This is a genomic window from uncultured Sutterella sp., assembly GCF_937923675.1.
In the GTDB taxonomy this organism is placed as follows: Bacteria; Pseudomonadota; Gammaproteobacteria; order Burkholderiales; family Burkholderiaceae_F; genus Sutterella.
In genome coordinates, this window is the sequence record NZ_CALDXB010000029.1 from 169,787 (window position 1) to 186,708 (window position 16,922).

Genomic DNA, 16,922 nt, shown 5'->3' on the forward strand with positions numbered 1-16,922 from the left:
CCGGCCGGATGTCTGAGAGCAGGACTCAGAGGTCCCATCGGGCATTACTTGGTCTGAGCGCCCGTACCTTCCGGATAAACGATGTCGGCACGGCGGTTCTGAGCCCAGGCTTCTTCCGTGTGGCCGGTAGCGACAGGCTTTTCCTTGCCGAAGGAAACCGCCTCAACGCGGTCGCCCGTCACGCCGAGGAGCTGCATGCGCTGACGCACGGCTTCAGAACGCTTCTGGCCGAGCGCGAGGTTGTATTCGCGGCCGCCGCGTTCGTCGGTGTTGCCCTGAATGACGATCTTCACGTTCGGATGTTCGGCAAGCCACTTGGCGTGCGCTTCAACGATCGCAGCGTACTCGGGCGAGACTTCATACGAATCGAAGGCAAAGTAGACCGAGCGGTGCGAAAGCGGATTCGAGGGATCCGTGAACGGATCCTGCACCGTCTGCTGCTGAGCGGCCTGATTGCCGGCAAGCGTGCCTTCCTTGGCGCCCTCGTCGAGGGAAACGGAAGAGCAGCCCGAAAGCAGCGCAGCGGCTGCCGCCGCAGCGGCAAGAACCTTCCAAGCGATAGTCATTTTGTTGAGCTCCTTAATTGAAATAAAAGTATTTTTCATCCGTCTTACTGCAGGATCGGGCCCCATGCAGGTTCGCGGATGTTGCCCTCGCCCGAAAGACGGGTGGAGAGGCGTGCGTCGGCAGAGCAGGTGCCAAGAATGCCGCGACCGGACACTTCCGTGGCGTACACGATGAAGCGGCCGTTGGGCGCGAAGGACGGCGACTCATCGCGTTCCGTATTCGTAACGAGAAGATCCTGCCCGGTGGCAAGGTCCATCACCGCAACGCGGAAGCTCGAGTCGATTCGCGAAATGTACGCCATGCGGGCGCCGTCAGGCGAAATATCCGGGCTGATGGCGTAGTTGGAACCGAAGGTAACGCGCTCGGCATTCCCGCCCGCAACCGGCTGCCGGTAAATCTGAGGCGTGCCGCCGCGGTCGCTCGTGAAGTAGACCCAGGCGCCGTCGCGCGTGAAGACGGGTTCCGTATCAATGCCGTAGCTTTGCGTGAAGCGGCGCAGACCTGAACCGTCGACTCCGATCAGATAAATCTGCGTGAGGCCGTCGCGCGAGAGCGCCACCGCGAGCGTGCGCCCGTCGGGCGACCAGGCGGGAGCGGAGTTGTTGCCGCGGAAGGCCGCCACCGGGCGGCGCACGCCCGTCGCGAGCTCATGCACGTAGACAATGGGCTTGCGGTGCTCGAAGCTCACGTAGGCGAGCTTCTTGCCGTCAGGCGACCAGGAAGGCGAAATGATGGGCTCGGGCGACTGAAGCGCCGTTCTCGGCACACCGCCGTCGCTGTCGGTGATGATGAGTTCGTAGCGTCTTTCGGCAAGCTGCGCCACATAGGCGAGCTGGGAAGCGAACATCGGACCTTCGCCCGTGAGCTTTGTGTAGATTTTATCCGCGCAGCGGTGCGCCGCCATGCGAAGGAGATCCGTACCGGCTGTGTAGCCCACGGAATCGAGCTGCTCGCCGCTCACGGCATCAAAGAAGAGGCAGCGCACATCCCAGCGGCCGGTTCCGATGCGCTGCACCGAACCCACCACATAGACCGTGGCGCCCGCCTGCGCCGCGCGGGCGAGGCCCTCGGGCTTCTCAAGATTCTCTGCGGGATCCGCCGGGCCGACATCCACGAGACGGAATGCGCCGGAACGAAGCAGATCCGCTCCGATCACTTCAGCCGGATCAACCGGCGCAGCGGCCGCGCCCTGAAAAGGTCGAATGGCAATCGGCAGCTGATTCGCGCCGACTCCGGTAATTTCGATGCGCAGATCTGCGAGCGCAGGACAGGCGCCGAAAACGCCCGCGGCCATGCCGGCGCCGATCAGCGCGCGGCGCGTGAGGCGCATGGATTCGCTCAAATCTTTCACAGACTTTTCTCCGAAAGCTACTTTTGGACTGCGCAGAGCGGACGCCCATGCTTCAATGAAGTCTAGGCACGAGCGATGTTTCCCATGAACCCCGCGCAAAAGAAGTCAGTCCAATATACGCGAACGGGCACCGCCCTGCGATGATGCCGGCGGCGCCCAAATGAAACAAGCAATGATTAGTGGCGGAAGTGGCGTTCGCCCGTGAAGACCATCGCAATGCCGCGTTCATTGGCGGCGTTGATCACTTCCTCGTCGCGAATGGATCCGCCCGGCTGAATGACGGCCGTGCAGCCCGCGTCCACAACGACGTCAAGACCGTCGCGGAACGGGAAGAAGGCATCCGAGGCGGCCACGCTGCCCGTCAGGGAAAGTCCGCCTTCCTCAGCCTTGATCATGGCGATGCGGGCGCTGTCGACGCGGCTCATCTGACCGGCGCCGACGCCGAGCGTCATGCCGTCGCGCGCGTAGACGATGGTATTGGACTTCACGAAGCGGGCAACATTCCAGGCAAAGAGCAGATCCGTGATCTGAGCCTGCGTGGGCTCCTTCTTCGTGACGCAGCGGAGATCCTTCTCGGTCGCGAGCTGGATGTCGGGCGTCTGAACGAGCAGGCCGCCGCCCACGCGCTTGAAGTCGAAGTCGTTGTGAGCCGTGCCGCGGGCGATCTTAAGAAGACGGAGGTTCTTCTTGGCGCTGAAAAGTTCGAGCGCGCCTTCATCAAATTCGGGCGCGATGATCACTTCGGCGAACTGGTGGGAAACCTTCTCGGCGCAGGCGCGGGTAACGGGGCCGTTGAAGGCGATGATGCCGCCGAAGGCCGACTTGCTGTCTGTGAGGAAGGCCTTCGCATAGGCTTCTTCGCAGGTGGGCGCAACCGCAACGCCGCAGGGGTTTGCATGCTTGATGATCACGCAGGCAGGAGCGTCGAAGGAGCGCACGCACTCCCAGGCCGCATCGCTGTCGGCGATGTTGTTGTAGGAGAGCTCCTTCCCCTGGAGCTGCTCGTAGCCGGCGAGAAGACCGGGCTCGACGTTCTGCTCGCGGTAGAAGGCGCCCTGCTGGTGGGGATTTTCGCCGTAGCGGAGATCCTGAACCTTCACCCACTGGCGCGTGAGCACGGCCGGGAACTTCTGGGGCTTCGCCTCCGCGTCGAGGCTCGTGAGGTAGTTCGTGATCATGCCGTCGTAGCGGGCGGTGTGCGCAAAGACCTTCTTCGCGAGCGCAAAGCGCGTGGCGGAGGAGACTTCGCCCTGAACCTTGATTTCGTCGAGGATCAGCTCGTAGTCGGCAGGATCCACAACCACGGCGACGGACTCGCAGTTCTTCGCCGCCGCGCGGATCATCGTCGGGCCGCCGATGTCGATGTTTTCAATCGCTTCCTCGAGCGTGCAGTCGGGGCGCGCCACGGTCTGCTCGAACGGGTAGAGGTTCACGCAGACGATGTCGATCGGATCGATGCCGTGCTCCTTGAGCGCCGCCATGTGTTCCGGAACCGGACGACGGGCGAGGATGCCCGCATGGATCTTGGGGTTGAGCGTCTTCACGCGGCCGTCGAGCATTTCGGGGAAGCCCGTGTAGTCGGCCACTTCCTGAACGTCGATGCCTTCGCGGGCGAGAAGCTTCGCGGTGCCGCCGGTCGACAGGATGTGATATCCCGCCTCGACGAGGCCGCGGGCGAACTCGACGATGCCCGTCTTATCCGAAACGGAGAGGAGTGCTTGCTTGCGCATGTCTACTTTTCCTTAAATTTTCTGGAAGTCCCCCGCGCAGGAAGCATTCCATGTTCCTGGAGCTTCTTGCGCAGCGTATTCCGGTTAATGCCAAGTAACTGGGCTGCCGCGCACTGATTGTTGGCGCACATCGACATGGCATAGTCGATCAGCGGGCGCTCCACGGCGTGCACGACAAGATCGTAAAGGGGATGCGGGTCCCGGCCTTCGAGCCGGGCGAAATAAAGGTCGAGCCTGCGGACAATGACTTCCTCGAGATCGTTCTCATCCCCGGGGAGCCTTTCCTCCACGGGGTCGCCGCCTGCGGACGCATCTTTCTCGGGAGCGTCAACGGAATCGTGCAGGTCCTTCGGGATCATCGGTTTTCTGAAGTGCGCAGAGTCTCGGGTTCGCGCGCAATGCCTTCAAGAAAGGCGCGCACGAGGTCGGCCTGCCGCTCAGCGTCCTCTTCGCGAAGGATCTCGTCGAGCGCCCTTCTGGCGCCGCTGAACGGTTGGAGATAGCGGGAAAGATGCTTGCGGAAGGTGCGCATCGCCCGCGGGCCCTCATAGTAGTCGAAATGGCGCTTTCTGTGATCCAAAATGATCCGGAGAAGTTGTTCCGGATCAGGCGGAGAGAAGCTCCGGCCGTGAAGCGCCGCACGGATTTCAGCAAATATCCAGGGCCGTCCGATCGCGGCCCGCCCGATCATGAGGCCGTCCGCCTGAGTAACCCTGAGAACCCGCCGGGCCTTCTCTCCCGAATCAATGTCGCCGTTGGCGGCAAGCGGAATCGAAACCGCCGCCTTCACCCGTGCAATGGTTTCGTATTCGGCCTCCCCGCGGAACCCGTCCGCCCGCGTGCGCCCGTGCACGGCAAGGGCCGCGATGCCGCAGTCCTCCGCCATCCGGGCGATACGCGGCGCATTCTTATGTTCGCGGTCCCAGCCCGTTCTCATCTTGAGGGTCACCGGGATCTTCACGGCGCCGGCGACAGCCGACAAAATTTCCCGAACGAGCTTTTCGTCGCGCATGAGCGCGCTCCCGCATTCCGCGGAAAGCACCTTTCGCGCCGGGCACCCCATATTGATGTCCACCACGTCCGCGCCGTCCGCTTCCGCCGCCCGGGCGGCCTCGGCCATCACGGCAGGGTCGGCCCCGAGAAGCTGCACGACGTGGAGTCCCGATTCCTCTTTTTCCACCCAGCGGGTGAGGCTTTTCTCCCGCTCGCGCAGATCCTCGCGGCTTGCCGTCATTTCCGCCACGGCATAGTCGCAGCCGAAAGAACGAGCGAGCTCCCGGAAGGGAAGATCCGAATAGCCCGCCATCGGGGCGAGCATGAGCGCCGGGGACGCGATTTCATGAGGACCGATTTTCACGCGGGATCTCCGGCAAAGAGCGCTTCCGCGCGGGAAAGCTCCCCGGGCGTGCCGACATTGGCCCAGCGCCCGCGGTAGAGCTCTCCGGAAACCTGTCCCCTGTCGATCCATTCATTCATCCAGGGGAAAAGCTTCGCACGCTCGTCCGGAAGGCCTTCAAACATTGCGGGATGATAGAGGGCAAGACTCGAAAAGGTGAATTTTTCTCCTGTCCGGCAAACTTTTCCGTCAGCGAGACCGAAATCGCCCTTCGCGTGAAACCCGGGATTGGGCACCAGCACAAGATGCGCAAGGCCGCCCCCGGGCGAGAGCGTCCCGGCGCGGCGCACGAGCGTTGAATAATCAAAGTCCGTCACGATGTCGCCGGCAACGGCGATGAAGGGTTCGCTCCCTAAAAGCGGGAGCGCCCGGACAATGCCGCCCCGGGTTTCGAGCGCGTCTTCCGCAGAAAACCCTTCAACCGACCAGTGAAGCTTCACGCCCAGGCGGCTGCCGTCTCCGAGTTCGGCCATGAGGATCCTTGCGCCGTGCGCGGCATTCACCACGATTTCCGTGATTCCGGCCTCTCTGAGCGCAAGAATCTGGCGCACGGCCATCGGAATGCCGCCGACCTCAATAAGGGGCTTGGGCAGAATCTGCGTAAGGGGCCGCATGCGACGGCCTTCGCCGGCCGCAAAAAGAAGCGCGCGCATTTCCGGTCAGAACGTGTAGCCCGCGCTCTCGCGCACGCCGGCAAGTTCATCAAGGAGGTGCTTCAGGGGCGAAAGCTCCACATAGCGCCCCGCCGTCTGGCGCGCATACTTCATGAAGCGCGGCGTATCTGCGAGGTACTTGGGCTTCCCGTCGCGGTAGTTGATGCGCGCGAAGATGCCGAGCACCTTCAGGTGGCGCTGGAGCCCCATGAATTCAACGCTGCGGTAGAAGGCGCCGAAATCCATCGGTACGGGGAGACCCGCCTTTCTCGCCTTTTCCCAATAGCGGATCGTGATGTCGAGGACGAAGGATTCGTTCCAGCTGATGAAGGCGTCGCGCAGGAGCGAGGCGATGTCGTACGTGATCGGGCCCTCGAGCGCATCCTGGAAGTCGAGAACGCCCGGGAGCGGGTCGCTCATCATGAGGTTGCGCGGCATGAAGTCGCGGTGCACGTATACGACCGGGTCGGCGAGATTCACCTTGAGGATCGCTTCCCGGCTCATCTCCCACCATTTCTGATGCTTTGCATCCCATTCAACGCCGCAGTGGCGCCTCACGTACCACTCGGGGAAAAGCTCCATTTCGCGCGTGAGAACCGCCCGATCATAGGGAGGAAGCACGCCGCGGCGGGTCGCCGCCTGCCATTTGACGAGCGCAGTGGTGGCCGCGTCCATGAGCTTCGCCGCATTCTCTTCATTGAGAACGTCGAGGAAGGTTTCGCGCCCGAGGTCCGAGATGACGGCAAAACCCGATTCCAGATTCACCGCAAGGATTTCCGGCACGTTGAGTCCCGCATCCTTCATGAGCTTCTGCACCCTGATGAAGGCAGGAAGGTTTTCATGCTGAGGAGGCGCATCCATCACGATGCAGGTGCCGCCGTCCGGACGCGTCATGCGGAAATATCGCCTGAAGCCGGCATCGGAACTCGCAGGAGCCATCGACTCCGGGTCGAAGCCGAGCTTCGCTGCTTCAGTGGCGAGCCAGGCCTTGAGCGCATCGTCACGTTCTGTCATCAATAAATCTCCCGCGGATGGGTTGGCAACAAAAGAAAACCGGAATCCCGATGCTGATAAAATCCGAGCACTATTCGTCCCTTTTGCTCCTTCAAGTTAAGGGAGAAAAACGGACGCATTCAGGAAAGTCGACCATTTTAAAGGCCTCTTCCGAGGCCTGCAGTCTCTCATGTCTCTGCCTCCCGTCCGCGCAATCGTGCTCAGCGTGGCCTCCGCGCTTGCCGCTTTTTCCTTTTCTGCGCAGGCGGCTCCCGCTTCAAGCGCTCTGCGGCTTGATCTTGAATCCGTTACCCGGCTCGACCCCGCTCGGGCGAACCCGGGCGAAGATGCCGTCAGCATCGTCTACGCGAACCGGATTGAAGGCAGCCCCGACGACGAGCTCAATCTGATCGGCGACGCGGAAGTGCGACGCGGCGGCGCCGTAATTACGGCCGACCGCATCAGCTACCGCCAGAAGACGGATGAAGTGACGGCAACCGGGAACGCGCACATCGCCCGCGAGGGCGCGAGCTTCTCCGGCCCGAGCATGAAATTCCGCCTCACCTCGCGCTCGGGCTCGATGGAAGACGCCGAGTGGGAATATGCGCCCCGCAATCTGCGCGGCTGCGCAAAGAACGTCAAGTTCCTCTCGGGCGACCGCACGAACTTTGAGGACGTGACGATTTCGACCTGCAAGCGGGACGACGAGGCCTGGTTCATCAGCCTCAACGACCTCGAAATCGACGAATACGACCAGACGGCTTCAGGCACGGGCGCCGTGCTCCATTTCCTCGGAGCTCCGATTCTCGCCTCGCCCTGGTTCTCGTTCCCGATCAGCACGGAACGGCGCTCGGGGTTCCTCACGCCCACCTACGGCATGAGCTCCACGCGCGGCGTCGATATTGCAGTTCCCTACTACTTCAACATCGCCCCCAACTACGACTACACCTTCACGCCCCGCGTCATGACGAAGCGCGGCGTGATGCTCGGCAATGAAGGGCGCTTCAAGTACGACAACTTCGAAACCCAGGTCAACTTCGACTACCTCCCCGACGACCGCGTCTATGACGACTCGCGCTGGGGCACCCGCATTCAGGCGGAGTACAACCGCGAGAAGCTCGCCTTCCGGGCGGACTACAACCGCGTCTCTGACGACGACTACGTCACGGACTTCTCGGGGAGCATCCGCGAGTCCTCGGAAGCGATTCTCCCGCAGGACTACAGCCTCTCCTGGACCGATACCTACTGGAATTCGACGCTGCGCGTGACGAAGAACCAGACTCTCGAAATCGAGGGCGTGACGACGATCGTTCCCTACGAACGCGTTCCGCAGGTGGTCTTCAACGGCTACGCCGCCGACTGGCGCGGATTTGAACTCACAACCATGGTCGATGCGACGAAGTTTTCCCATCCTTCGCGCATCGGCGGCACCCGCGTCGTTGCGAGCCAGGGCGTGAGCTATCCCTTCCGCGGAGCGGGCTGGTTCGTAATCCCCAAGGCCGAATTCATGGGCGCCTGGTACCAGCTCGACAACATGAGCCGCGACGCCTACTACCGGAACAAGACGCCGAGCCGCTTCACGCCGACCCTGACCCTTGATGCCGGACTTGAGTTCGAGCGCGATTCGAGCTTCTTCGGCAAGAGCGCCTATCAGACGCTCGAGCCCCGGGTCTACTACGCCTATACGCCCTACCGCAATCAGGACGACATTCCGGTCTTCGATTCCACCGTCACGGACCTCTCCTTCGCCACGCTCTTCACGCCGAACCTCTATTCGGGCTACGACCGCGTGTCGCAGGCCAATCAGCTCACTGCCGTCGTCTCGACGCGCTACATCGACAAGGCGAGCGGCCTCGAACTTTTCCGTGCGAGCGTGGGTCAGCGCCAGTACTTCTCCGATCAGGACGTGCACTTCATTCCGGAAGAAAAGCGCAGCGACCCCTACTATCAGGGCATTACGGAACCCAACGCCAACGTCCGAAGCGACCTTTTGGGCAGCGTCGGCGCGCGCCTCACGCGCTCGCTCTATGCGTCGGCCAATCTGCAGTACTCGTCCTCCCTCAACCGCGTGATGAACGTGAAGACTGGCCTCACCTGGCAGCCGAAGCGCATGTCGACGATGGGGCTCTACTACCGCTACAACTATTCGGCCAACGAGCTCACGGACGACAACAACATCAAGCAGATCGACTTCCAGATGCAATGGCCGATCTCGGGGCGCCTCTACGGCCTCTTCCGCTACAACTATTCGCTTCTCAGAAAGAAGCCCATCGAAATGATCGGCGGCGTGGAATATCTCCACGACTGCTGGACGCTGCGCGTCGCCGCTCAGCGCTATACGACTGCCGCCAATGAGGAAGAATCCAACTTCTTCTTACAACTCGAGCTTTACGGCCTCGGTAGCATTGGCATTAATCCGCTTTCAGAACTGCGCCGCAACATCCGCGGCTATCAGACGACAGGTCCGCTTCCGGGCGCGACCGGTCCTTACGACTTCTATGAATAATTCCAAGCTTCTTTCCGCGATTGCCGTTTCCACGGCGCTTGCCTTTGCCTCCGGCTTCGCTTCTGCTGCGAGCATCATGGACGGCGCGGCGCCGAGCGGCCCCGTCTATACGGCTCCTGCTCCGGCCGCGGCGCCCGCACCCGCGGCTGAAGCCGCTCAGTCGGCGGCTCCCCTTGAAGCGGGCGAACTCGACCGCATCATCGCCGTCGTCAACAACGACGTCATCACCGAACACGAACTCGAGCAACGCGTGCACACGGTGGCGATCAACCTGCGCCGCCAGAATATTCAACTGCCTCCGATGGAGCTCCTGCGCGCGCAGGTTCTCGAGCGCCTCATTTCCGAACGCGCGATTCTGCAGCGCGCCCGCCAGACGGGCATCCGCGTGGACGACCAGATGGTGAACGCCTCCATCGAGCAGATTGCGCGCCAGAACAACCTTACGGTTGAAGAACTCCGTCAGCGCCTTCTTGCCGACGGCGTCACGTTCCCGGCCTTCCGCAATGAAATCCGCGACGAAATCACGACGCAGCGCCTGCGCGAGCGCGAGGTGACGGAGAAGATCGAAATCTCCGAGAGCGAGATCGATGCGTACCTCGCCGAACAGGCGGGCTTCAAGGGCGAGGATACGACCGAATACCACGTCGAGCACATCTTCCTTCCGGTCGGTACGCCTGAAGAGAACGACAGCGTCCGCGCCGCCGCTGAGTCGCTTGCCGACCGCGCGAAAAAGGGCGAGGAATTCTCTTCCCTCGCCGCTTCCTTCTCGCGCGCCGACGATGCGATGCAGGGGGGCGAGCTCGGCTGGAAGACCCTTTCCGACCTGCCGACGCCCTTTGCTGAGGCGATCCGCAAGAATCCGAACGAAACCTACTACGTCTTCAATTCCCAGCGCGCCTGGCATGTGCTCAAGGTCTCCGGCAAGCGCGACGGCGTGCAGGCCAAACTCGGCGGCGGCCCGGTCGAGCAGACCCACGCCCGCCACATCCTGATGTTTGTTTCCGACATTACGCCGGAAGCCGACGTCATCCGGCGCTTGAACGACATCCGCTCGCGCGTCGAATCGGGTGAAGCCGACTTCGCCACGATGGCGCGCCTCCATTCCGTCGACTCGACCGCGACCCGCGGCGGCGACCTGGGGTGGCTGCAGCCCGGCGATACCGTGCCCGACTTTGAGGCGGCCATGGCGAAGCTCAAGCCCGGTCAGGTTTCCGAACCCATCCGCACGCCCTACGGCTACCATCTGATTCAGGTGGTTGAGCGCCGCACGGCGAAGGAAGGCAACCCCGAACGCGTTCGCGTTGCCGCCCGTCAGGCCATCCGTCAGAAGAAGCTCAACGAAGCCAACTACAACTGGGAGCGCGAGCTTCGCGACGAAGCGTACGTCGAAATCCGCGATCCGCAGCTGAAGGAAGCGCTTCGCCGCTGATCTTCGAGCGCTTTAAGCTGCATCCGGCCGCTTCTTCGAAAAGAAGCGGCTCACCGGAAAGAGGACGGGTTACAAGCGCCGTCCTCTTTTCTTTTATTTCGTTGAGAATTTTTCCGAAATGCGTTCATCCATCAAGCCTCAGGCGATCACCACCGGAGAACCGGCCGGCATCGGTCCGGAAGTCTCCGTCAAGGCGGCCTGGAAGTCGTCGAGCCCCGTCATCCTGGTCGGCGACCGGGACATGCTTCTTGCAGAAGCCCGCCGCCTCGGACTCCCCGAGCCTCCCGCCCAGGTGTCCTTTCACCATGTGCCGCTCGCGGAAGCGCCGGTCCCGGGGAAGCTCTCGCTCAAAAATTCCGCTTACGTCATTGAAACGCTCTCTGCCGCGCACCGGCTTTGCACGGAAGGCGCCGCAGGCGCCGTCATTACGGCGCCGGTCCAGAAGAGCATCCTCATTGAAGCGGGCTTTCGCTTCACGGGACACACGGAATTCTTCGCTGAGGCCGCAGGCGTTCCGCGCGTCGTCATGATGCTCGTCTCCTCACCCCGAAGGGACGCCCTCAAGGTTGCGCTCGCGACGACGCATCTGCCGCTGCGGGCGGTCCCCGACGCCATCACGCCGGAGCTTCTCGACGAAGTCCTCTCGATCCTCAGGCGAGAGCTTCAGGTTTCCTACGCCATCCCGCATCCGACGATTGCGGTCGCGGGGCTTAACCCCCATGCCGGCGAAAACGGCCACATGGGGACGGAGGAAATTACGGTAATCAGTCCCGCTCTGGAGCGCGCCCGCGACGGCTCTGCGGATATCATTGGGCCCCTTCCTGCCGACACGATCTTCGTTCCCGGCAAAATGGAAAAGTGGGATGCCGTCCTCTGCATGTACCATGACCAGGGACTCCCAACGCTCAAGCACGTGGGCTTCGCCGAAGGCGTCAATGTGACGCTCGGCCTCCCCTACGTGCGCACATCAGTTGACCACGGCACGGCGCTCGATATCGCCGGCCGGGGCATCGCCGACGCCCGCAGCATGACTGCGGCCCTCGAACTCGCTCATACGCTCGCAAAGAACCGTGACTCAAGAATGGCTTGAAGGGCATCGCGCCCGCAAACGCTTCGGACAAAACTTTCTCCACGATCATCACTGGATCGAGCGCATCGCGCGCGCGATTGATCCGAAGCCCGGCGATGAACTCATTGAAATCGGCCCGGGCCAGGCCGCGCTCACGCGCGAGGTGATCGCGCGCGCCGGACGCCAGACGGCTGTCGAAATCGACCGCGACCTTGCGGCGTTCCTGCGCACGCAGTTTCCGGACGGATCGCTCGAATTGATCGAAGCCGACGCCCTTACGCTCGACTGGTCGACTGTGCTTGAAGGAAAGCGCCTGAGAGTCTTCGGGAACCTCCCCTACAACATCTCCTCTCCGCTCCTTTTTGCGCTCCTTCCCGCCGCGCACCGCATCATCGACCAGTACTTCATGCTGCAAAAGGAAGTGGTCGACCGCATGATTGCCGCTCCGGGATCCAAAACCTACGGGCGGCTCTCCGTCATGCTCCAGTACCGCTACGTCATGCATAAGCTTTTCGACGTGCCGCCCGGAGCCTTCACGCCTGCGCCCAAGGTGACCTCTTCGATCGTGAGGATGGTCCCGAAGCCTGAGGAAAAGCTCCTCCCCGTCGACTGGGATGTCTTCAGCGCACTTGTCGCAGCGGCCTTCCAGCAGCGCCGCAAGACCATGCGGAATGCCGTTTCGGACTTTCTCGACGAAGAGGGTTTTGCTGAAGCAGGCGTCCTGCCGACCGCCCGTGCGGAGACGCTCGATGTCGAAGCCTTTGTGAGGCTCGCAAACGCCGCCGCCCGCCGCTGTCAGAACGCCTGATTAAAGCGCATCGAGCATTTCATTCAGCCTTCTGGCCTCGATCCTCTCGTGGCGCTCCCGCCAGTCGGGGAGAATCTCCCCGACCTCGCGCCAGAAAGCCGGCGAATGATTGAACTCCATCAGGTGTGCGAGCTCATGAGCCGCCACGTATTCGATCTCCTCGTCTGAAAGCGCGATCAGGCGCCAGGAGAGCCGGATGTTGTCCTTACTTGAACAGACGCCCCAGCGCGAGCGGGCGTCGGAAAGCTTCCAGCCTTTCGGAAGCCGCTTTGCCTTCGGGATAACGCGCATCCAGCAGTCGTTGATGATGCGCCAGGCGGCCTCCTTGAGAAGCGCGGCGAGAGAAATCCTCACCGCCTCCTCGGAACTCCCCTTGGGAAGCGTCAGCCAGAGCTCATATCCATCGGGGACGGGCACTACCAGATTGCACTTCGCCCCGAGCCGCAGGACGGCCTTTTTCCCTCGATAAGGAATGAAAGCGCCATCCCTCAATTCCAGAGGAACCTTCTTGGCAAGCGGCAGGTTGGCCATCAGCCAGTCCGCAATCTCTCTGAGATACCTTTCCGCCGCGGCCCGGCTCGCATTCCAGGTGGGAGTGCGCACCTCCACGCCTCTCCCCGGGACAATGACGACGCTCATGCGGCGGCGCCCCCCATGGGGTTTGATGACGTACGGTATCCGGCGCCCCCGGATTTCGATGACATGCTCTCCCGGAAGGCGGCCGAGCCAGTCGTCGGTGTCATCCGCCACTGCACCGTCATTCCTCTTTTCTTCCGCAGCGGACGCCTGAATTCCGCCTTGAGAGGGGGCCTCTGAGAGCTCGCTTAGCCATTTCGAGCCAGGGGTTCTAGGACTGTTCTCCGGACCCAACAGTATTTCCGCCATGATGAGACTTTTCTTCATCCACGGCAAATAACCCTCTGCAGCCTTGGAGGCATCCGCCCCGAGCGGCAATTTCAGCGTGAAGGTGCGCTTGTCCGGATCGAATTCCATGTGCGACATGCTCTTCAGCCGGGCGCTGCGGAGAATGTCGATGCGCGCGCAGAATCCCGGGATTTGCGCGATCAGATGCGAATCATCCGCGCCTTTTTCTATCCACGAGTCCGAATAGTGATGCTTAGGCGCCGGAGGCGGCTCATCCCTGACTGCCGCCTCAGCTTTATCCTTTTCAGCCCAGTAAGCCGCTCTGTCGCCCTCGGGCAGGCAAAACGGCTTCTCCTCAAGCACTGAACGTATCCAGTCGCTCTTGTATCGTGCGAGCACGAAGGGATCCGACGCCTCAGGAATGAAGAGGTTGAAGGAACAGGATCTATATTCAGCCCGGATCAGAAAATTCTTTTTGCGCCTTTTGCTGCGAATGACGTTGATCCGATATTTCCTACCGGCAAATTCAACCGTCAGGTACGAGTCGTCCGTTCCCCGGGTAATCGTGGGCACTGCGTTCACATTATTCCTTTGAGCTTCAAAAATCTGTTCCGGAAGCGTCGATCGCTCCTTAACGCACGTGCGCCTCGATCCAGGCTTCAACTTCAGCCGTGACGTCGTGGGGGTCCCGCCCCTTCGTTTCAATGAGGGGCCCCACGACCACCTGAACGGTGCCCGGGATCTTCGCCACGCTGTTCTTGGGCCAGAAGCGCCCGGCATTATGCGCGACCGGCAGAATCGGAAGCCCCATGGCGCAGGCAAACCTCGCGCCGCCCGTCTTCCATCGAACGTGTTCTCCCGGAGGAACGCGCGTTCCTTCAGGGAAAAGCGTCACCCACCAGCCGCGCTTTTCAAATTCGGGCCCCCGGCGCATGAACTGCTCGAAAGCCTGACGGCCCTTGCTGCGGTCGATCGCCATCATGTTCATGGACGCGAGCGCCCAGCCCAAGAAAGGCAGCCAGTGAAGCGACTTTTTGTAGATGAAGCAGGGCGGATGCTTCAGATAGGCGCCGAGCCAGAAGGGATCCCACGCCGACTGGTGCTTAGCGAGCACGACCACAGGCGTGTCCGGCATGTTTTCCAGGCCCTCGGCCTTCACGTCAACTCCGCAGGTGATCCTGAGGAGCCAGAGCGCGAGCTTCGCCCACGGGCGGCAGATCGCCTCATAGCGGCGCTCGTAGCTCATGAAGGGCCAGGTGATGAGGAGCAGGATGGTGAGCCCGATGATGGAAACGGCGAGGAGCAGATAAAAAATCCACCCGCGCAGCGTATGGATGAAGGACATAAGGCTTGATCTCCAGAGTTGAGCGCCAAACGAAAGGCCCGCGCCGCAATGCTGTCGTCATCGAGGCAGCATGCCGCAGCGGGCCTATTGTCGCTTTATGCCGTTAAGGCCTGAAGCAGATTACTTCGCGAGGCGGGCGATTTCCGCAACGCGGTTCATCACGAGGTAGAGGCGCTTCAGAAGCGCGAGGCGGTTGGCACGCAGCGCCGGATCCTCGGCATTCACCATCACGCTCTCGAAGAACGCGTCGACAGGCGCGCGAAGCTTCGCGATCAGAACGAGCATCTCCTCGAAGCGCCCTTCGGCGTAAAGCGCGTCGGCTTCGGGCTCAATGACGGAAAGCTCCTCAAAGAGGCGCTTTTCGGCATCTTCCTTCAGATTGGAGATGTCGATCACATCCTCAACATGGCCTTCGACCTTCTTGAGAATGTTGCCGATGCGCTTGTTGGCGGCCGAAAGCGCCTCGGATTCGGGGAGCGCCATGAAGGCCTGAACGGCGGCAAGACGCTTCGGAATGTCGGCGAGCTTCGCGAGGTTGAGAGCCAGAATGGCATCCGCTTCCTGAGCCGTGGCGCCGCGGTCGCGCAGCATCACGCGCAGACGATCGGAGAAGAATTCAGCAAGGGCCGGACGATTGTCCGTCACGCCCGGCACTTCCTTTTCAGCAGCCCAGGCGGCGTCGATCATCTCGGGGAGGCTCACGTGGAGCTCCTTCTCGATCAGCATGCGCAGAACGCCGAGCGCATGACGGCGGAGCGCGAAGGGATCCTTCTCGCCCGTCGGAAGCTGCCCGATGCCGAAGAGACCCACGAGGGTTTCTAGCTTGTCGGCAAGCGCCACAGCGAGGCTCACGGGCGTAGAGGGAAGCGCGTCGCCCGCGTAGCGCGGCTGATAGTGTTCGCGGATCGCGAGCGCCACGTCGTCGGGTTCCTTATCGTGGTGCGCGTAGTATTCGCCCATGATGCCCTGGAGCTCAGGGAATTCGCCCACCATCAGGGTGCGGAGGTCAGCCTTCGCGAGGGTGGCCGCGCGTTCAGCTTCAGCACGGTTCGCGCCGATCAGATCCGCGATGGCGCCGGCGATGGCGCGCACGCGGAGCATGCGTTCATACTGGCTGCCGAGCTTATTGTGGTAGACCACGTGGCGCAGGCCCTCGACGCGGCTTTCAAGCGTCGTGAGGCGGTCCTGGTCGTAGAAGAACTTCGCGTCGGCGAGACGCGCGCGGACAACGCGCGCGTTGCCTTCGGAAATGGCCTTGCCGCCGTCCTTCGCAACGAGCTGAGAAACAAGGAGGAACCGGTTCATGAGCTTGCCGGAAGCATCGCGCAGCGCGAAATACTTCTGGTTGAGCTGCATCGTGAGAATGAGGCATTCTTCCGGAACCTGGAGGAATTCCTTTTCGAACTGGCTCTCATAAATAACCGGCCATTCCGTGAGCGCGGAGACTTCCTCGAGAAGGTCTTCGGGCATGATGGGCGTGGCATTCAGCGCCTCGGCGCGAGCCTTGAGCCCGGTCTCGATGCGCTCGCGGCGGGCGTCGTAGCAGGGCTCGACGAAGGCTGCGCGCATCGCGGCTTCGTAGCTGTCGGCATCCGCAATCTCAATGGGCTCATGCGTATGGAAGCGGTGGCCGCGCGTCGTGCGGCCGGACTGAAGGCCGAAGAGCACGACGGGAACGACGTCGGCGCCGTAGAGCGCCGTGAGGTAGCGGACCGGACGCACGAAGGAGACCGTCGTTTCGCCGTCGGCGAGCTGATAGGTCATGACCTTCGGAATCGGGAGGTGCTTCACGGCATAGTCGAGCGCCTTCTGAAGGGCGGGCGCGAGTTCGGAACCCGGACGGACGCCTTCGTAAACGAGCTGCTCATTCTTGCCGTCATTGACGCGCTCGAGCTTTTCCACCGGGCAGTCAATGCCGAGCGCCGCCATCTTCTTCTTAAGGGCGGGCGTGGCCGAACCGTCAGCGGCGATGCCGACCTTGACCGGCACGAGCTTCTGGCGGAAGGTTTCATCCGGGCTCACCGCGCGGACGTTCGTGATGTGGACGGCGAGACGGCGCGGCGCACCGTAAACCGTCGTTTTGCTTCCCTCTTCGAGGAAGTGGGCCTCGTCAAGGCTCTTCTGAACGCCTTCGGCGAAGGCTTCCGAGAGCTTCCTCAGCGCCTTCGGCGGGAGCTCTTCGGTCTGCAGTTCAACGAGAAGATTCGTCAT

General features: G+C 62.1%; 14 protein-coding genes. 4 read left to right on the forward strand and 10 right to left on the reverse strand.

Annotated features, from left to right (window positions below):
• Positions 1-44: 44 nt before the first annotated feature.
• The 7 genes from pal to Q0106_RS03730 form a co-directional block, all read right to left on the reverse strand.
• The gene (gene pal / locus Q0106_RS03700; RefSeq protein ID WP_152157639.1) at positions 45-566 is read right to left on the reverse strand and encodes a peptidoglycan-associated lipoprotein Pal; all 522 of its coding nucleotides are present in this window, start codon (positions 564-566) and stop codon (positions 45-47) included.
• 44 nt (positions 567-610) lie between these two features.
• A complete protein-coding gene (gene tolB / locus Q0106_RS03705; protein ID WP_366139473.1) occupies positions 611-1,918 on the reverse strand; it encodes a Tol-Pal system beta propeller repeat protein TolB in 1,308 nt (435 codons plus the stop codon).
• A 176-nt stretch (positions 1,919-2,094) separates the two neighbouring features.
• Complete coding sequence (gene purH, locus Q0106_RS03710) at positions 2,095-3,648, reverse strand: bifunctional phosphoribosylaminoimidazolecarboxamide formyltransferase/IMP cyclohydrolase (protein WP_152157640.1); 1,554 nt, start codon at positions 3,646-3,648, stop codon at positions 2,095-2,097.
• Positions 3,649-3,650: 2 nt separating this feature from the next.
• A complete protein-coding gene (locus tag Q0106_RS03715; protein WP_366139475.1) occupies positions 3,651-3,938 on the reverse strand; it encodes a helix-turn-helix domain-containing protein in 288 nt (95 codons plus the stop codon).
• 65 nt (positions 3,939-4,003) lie between these two features.
• Entirely contained in the window at positions 4,004-5,005 is a 1,002-nt protein-coding gene (gene dusB, locus Q0106_RS03720; protein WP_297608967.1) for a tRNA dihydrouridine synthase DusB, read from the reverse strand.
• Positions 5,002-5,697, reverse strand: coding sequence for a nucleotidyltransferase family protein (locus tag Q0106_RS03725; RefSeq protein WP_297608970.1), 696 nt, complete (start codon positions 5,695-5,697; stop codon positions 5,002-5,004). Before Q0106_RS03725 ends, dusB begins: the two co-directional genes overlap by 4 nt.
• A 6-nt stretch (positions 5,698-5,703) precedes the next feature.
• On the reverse strand, positions 5,704-6,711 hold the full coding sequence (locus Q0106_RS03730; RefSeq protein ID WP_297608973.1) for a phosphotransferase: 1,008 nt from the start codon (positions 6,709-6,711) through the stop codon (positions 5,704-5,706).
• Between the two features lie 169 nt (positions 6,712-6,880).
• On the opposite strand from Q0106_RS03730, the gene Q0106_RS03735 reads away from it, so the two are divergent.
• The 4 genes from Q0106_RS03735 (at position 6,881) to rsmA (ending at position 12,502) form a co-directional block, all read left to right on the forward strand.
• Positions 6,881-9,196 carry an LPS-assembly protein LptD gene (locus tag Q0106_RS03735; RefSeq protein ID WP_297608976.1) on the forward strand — a complete coding sequence of 772 codons (2,316 nt, stop codon included), beginning with the start codon at positions 6,881-6,883 and terminating at the stop codon, positions 9,194-9,196.
• Positions 9,189-10,625 carry a peptidylprolyl isomerase gene (locus Q0106_RS03740; RefSeq protein WP_297608979.1) on the forward strand — a complete coding sequence of 479 codons (1,437 nt, stop codon included), beginning with the start codon at positions 9,189-9,191 and terminating at the stop codon, positions 10,623-10,625. Before Q0106_RS03735 ends, Q0106_RS03740 begins: the two co-directional genes overlap by 8 nt.
• A gap of 118 nt (positions 10,626-10,743) precedes the next feature.
• Complete coding sequence (gene pdxA / locus Q0106_RS03745; RefSeq protein WP_297608982.1) at positions 10,744-11,715, forward strand: 4-hydroxythreonine-4-phosphate dehydrogenase PdxA; 972 nt, start codon at positions 10,744-10,746, stop codon at positions 11,713-11,715.
• On the forward strand, positions 11,696-12,502 hold the full coding sequence (rsmA, locus tag Q0106_RS03750) for a 16S rRNA (adenine(1518)-N(6)/adenine(1519)-N(6))-dimethyltransferase RsmA (RefSeq protein ID WP_297608985.1): 807 nt from the start codon (positions 11,696-11,698) through the stop codon (positions 12,500-12,502). The genes pdxA and rsmA overlap by 20 nt, the downstream gene beginning before the upstream one ends.
• On the opposite strand, the gene Q0106_RS03755 is transcribed toward rsmA, so the two are convergent.
• From Q0106_RS03755 to glyS, 3 genes are all read right to left on the reverse strand, one after another.
• The gene (locus Q0106_RS03755; RefSeq protein ID WP_297608988.1) at positions 12,503-13,939 is read right to left on the reverse strand and encodes a SprT family zinc-dependent metalloprotease; all 1,437 of its coding nucleotides are present in this window, start codon (positions 13,937-13,939) and stop codon (positions 12,503-12,505) included.
• A 58-nt stretch (positions 13,940-13,997) separates the two neighbouring features.
• Complete coding sequence (locus Q0106_RS03760) at positions 13,998-14,711, reverse strand: lysophospholipid acyltransferase family protein (protein ID WP_297608990.1); 714 nt, start codon at positions 14,709-14,711, stop codon at positions 13,998-14,000.
• 120 nt (positions 14,712-14,831) lie between these two features.
• Complete coding sequence (gene glyS / locus Q0106_RS03765) at positions 14,832-16,922, reverse strand: glycine--tRNA ligase subunit beta (RefSeq protein ID WP_297608993.1); 2,091 nt, start codon at positions 16,920-16,922, stop codon at positions 14,832-14,834.

Excerpts from the sequence above, each read along its gene's own strand:
- Q0106_RS03730 (WP_297608973.1), bottom strand. The coding sequence starts at position 6,711 with ATGACAGAACGTGACGATGCGCTCAAGGCCTGGCTCGCCACTGAAGCA.
- Q0106_RS03740 (WP_297608979.1), top strand. The coding sequence starts at position 9,189 with ATGAATAATTCCAAGCTTCTTTCCGCGATTGCCGTTTCCACGGCGCTT.
- purH (WP_152157640.1), bottom strand. The coding sequence starts at position 3,648 with ATGCGCAAGCAAGCACTCCTCTCCGTTTCGGATAAGACGGGCATCGTC.
- Q0106_RS03735 (WP_297608976.1), top strand. The coding sequence starts at position 6,881 with ATGTCTCTGCCTCCCGTCCGCGCAATCGTGCTCAGCGTGGCCTCCGCG.
- glyS (WP_297608993.1), bottom strand. The coding sequence starts at position 16,922 with ATGACGAATCTTCTCGTTGAACTGCAGACCGAAGAGCTCCCGCCGAAG.
- Q0106_RS03725 (WP_297608970.1), bottom strand. The coding sequence starts at position 5,697 with ATGCGCGCGCTTCTTTTTGCGGCCGGCGAAGGCCGTCGCATGCGGCCC.
- pdxA (WP_297608982.1), top strand. The coding sequence starts at position 10,744 with ATGCGTTCATCCATCAAGCCTCAGGCGATCACCACCGGAGAACCGGCC.
- Q0106_RS03760 (WP_297608990.1), bottom strand. The coding sequence starts at position 14,711 with ATGTCCTTCATCCATACGCTGCGCGGGTGGATTTTTTATCTGCTCCTC.
- pal (WP_152157639.1), bottom strand. The coding sequence starts at position 566 with ATGACTATCGCTTGGAAGGTTCTTGCCGCTGCGGCGGCAGCCGCTGCG.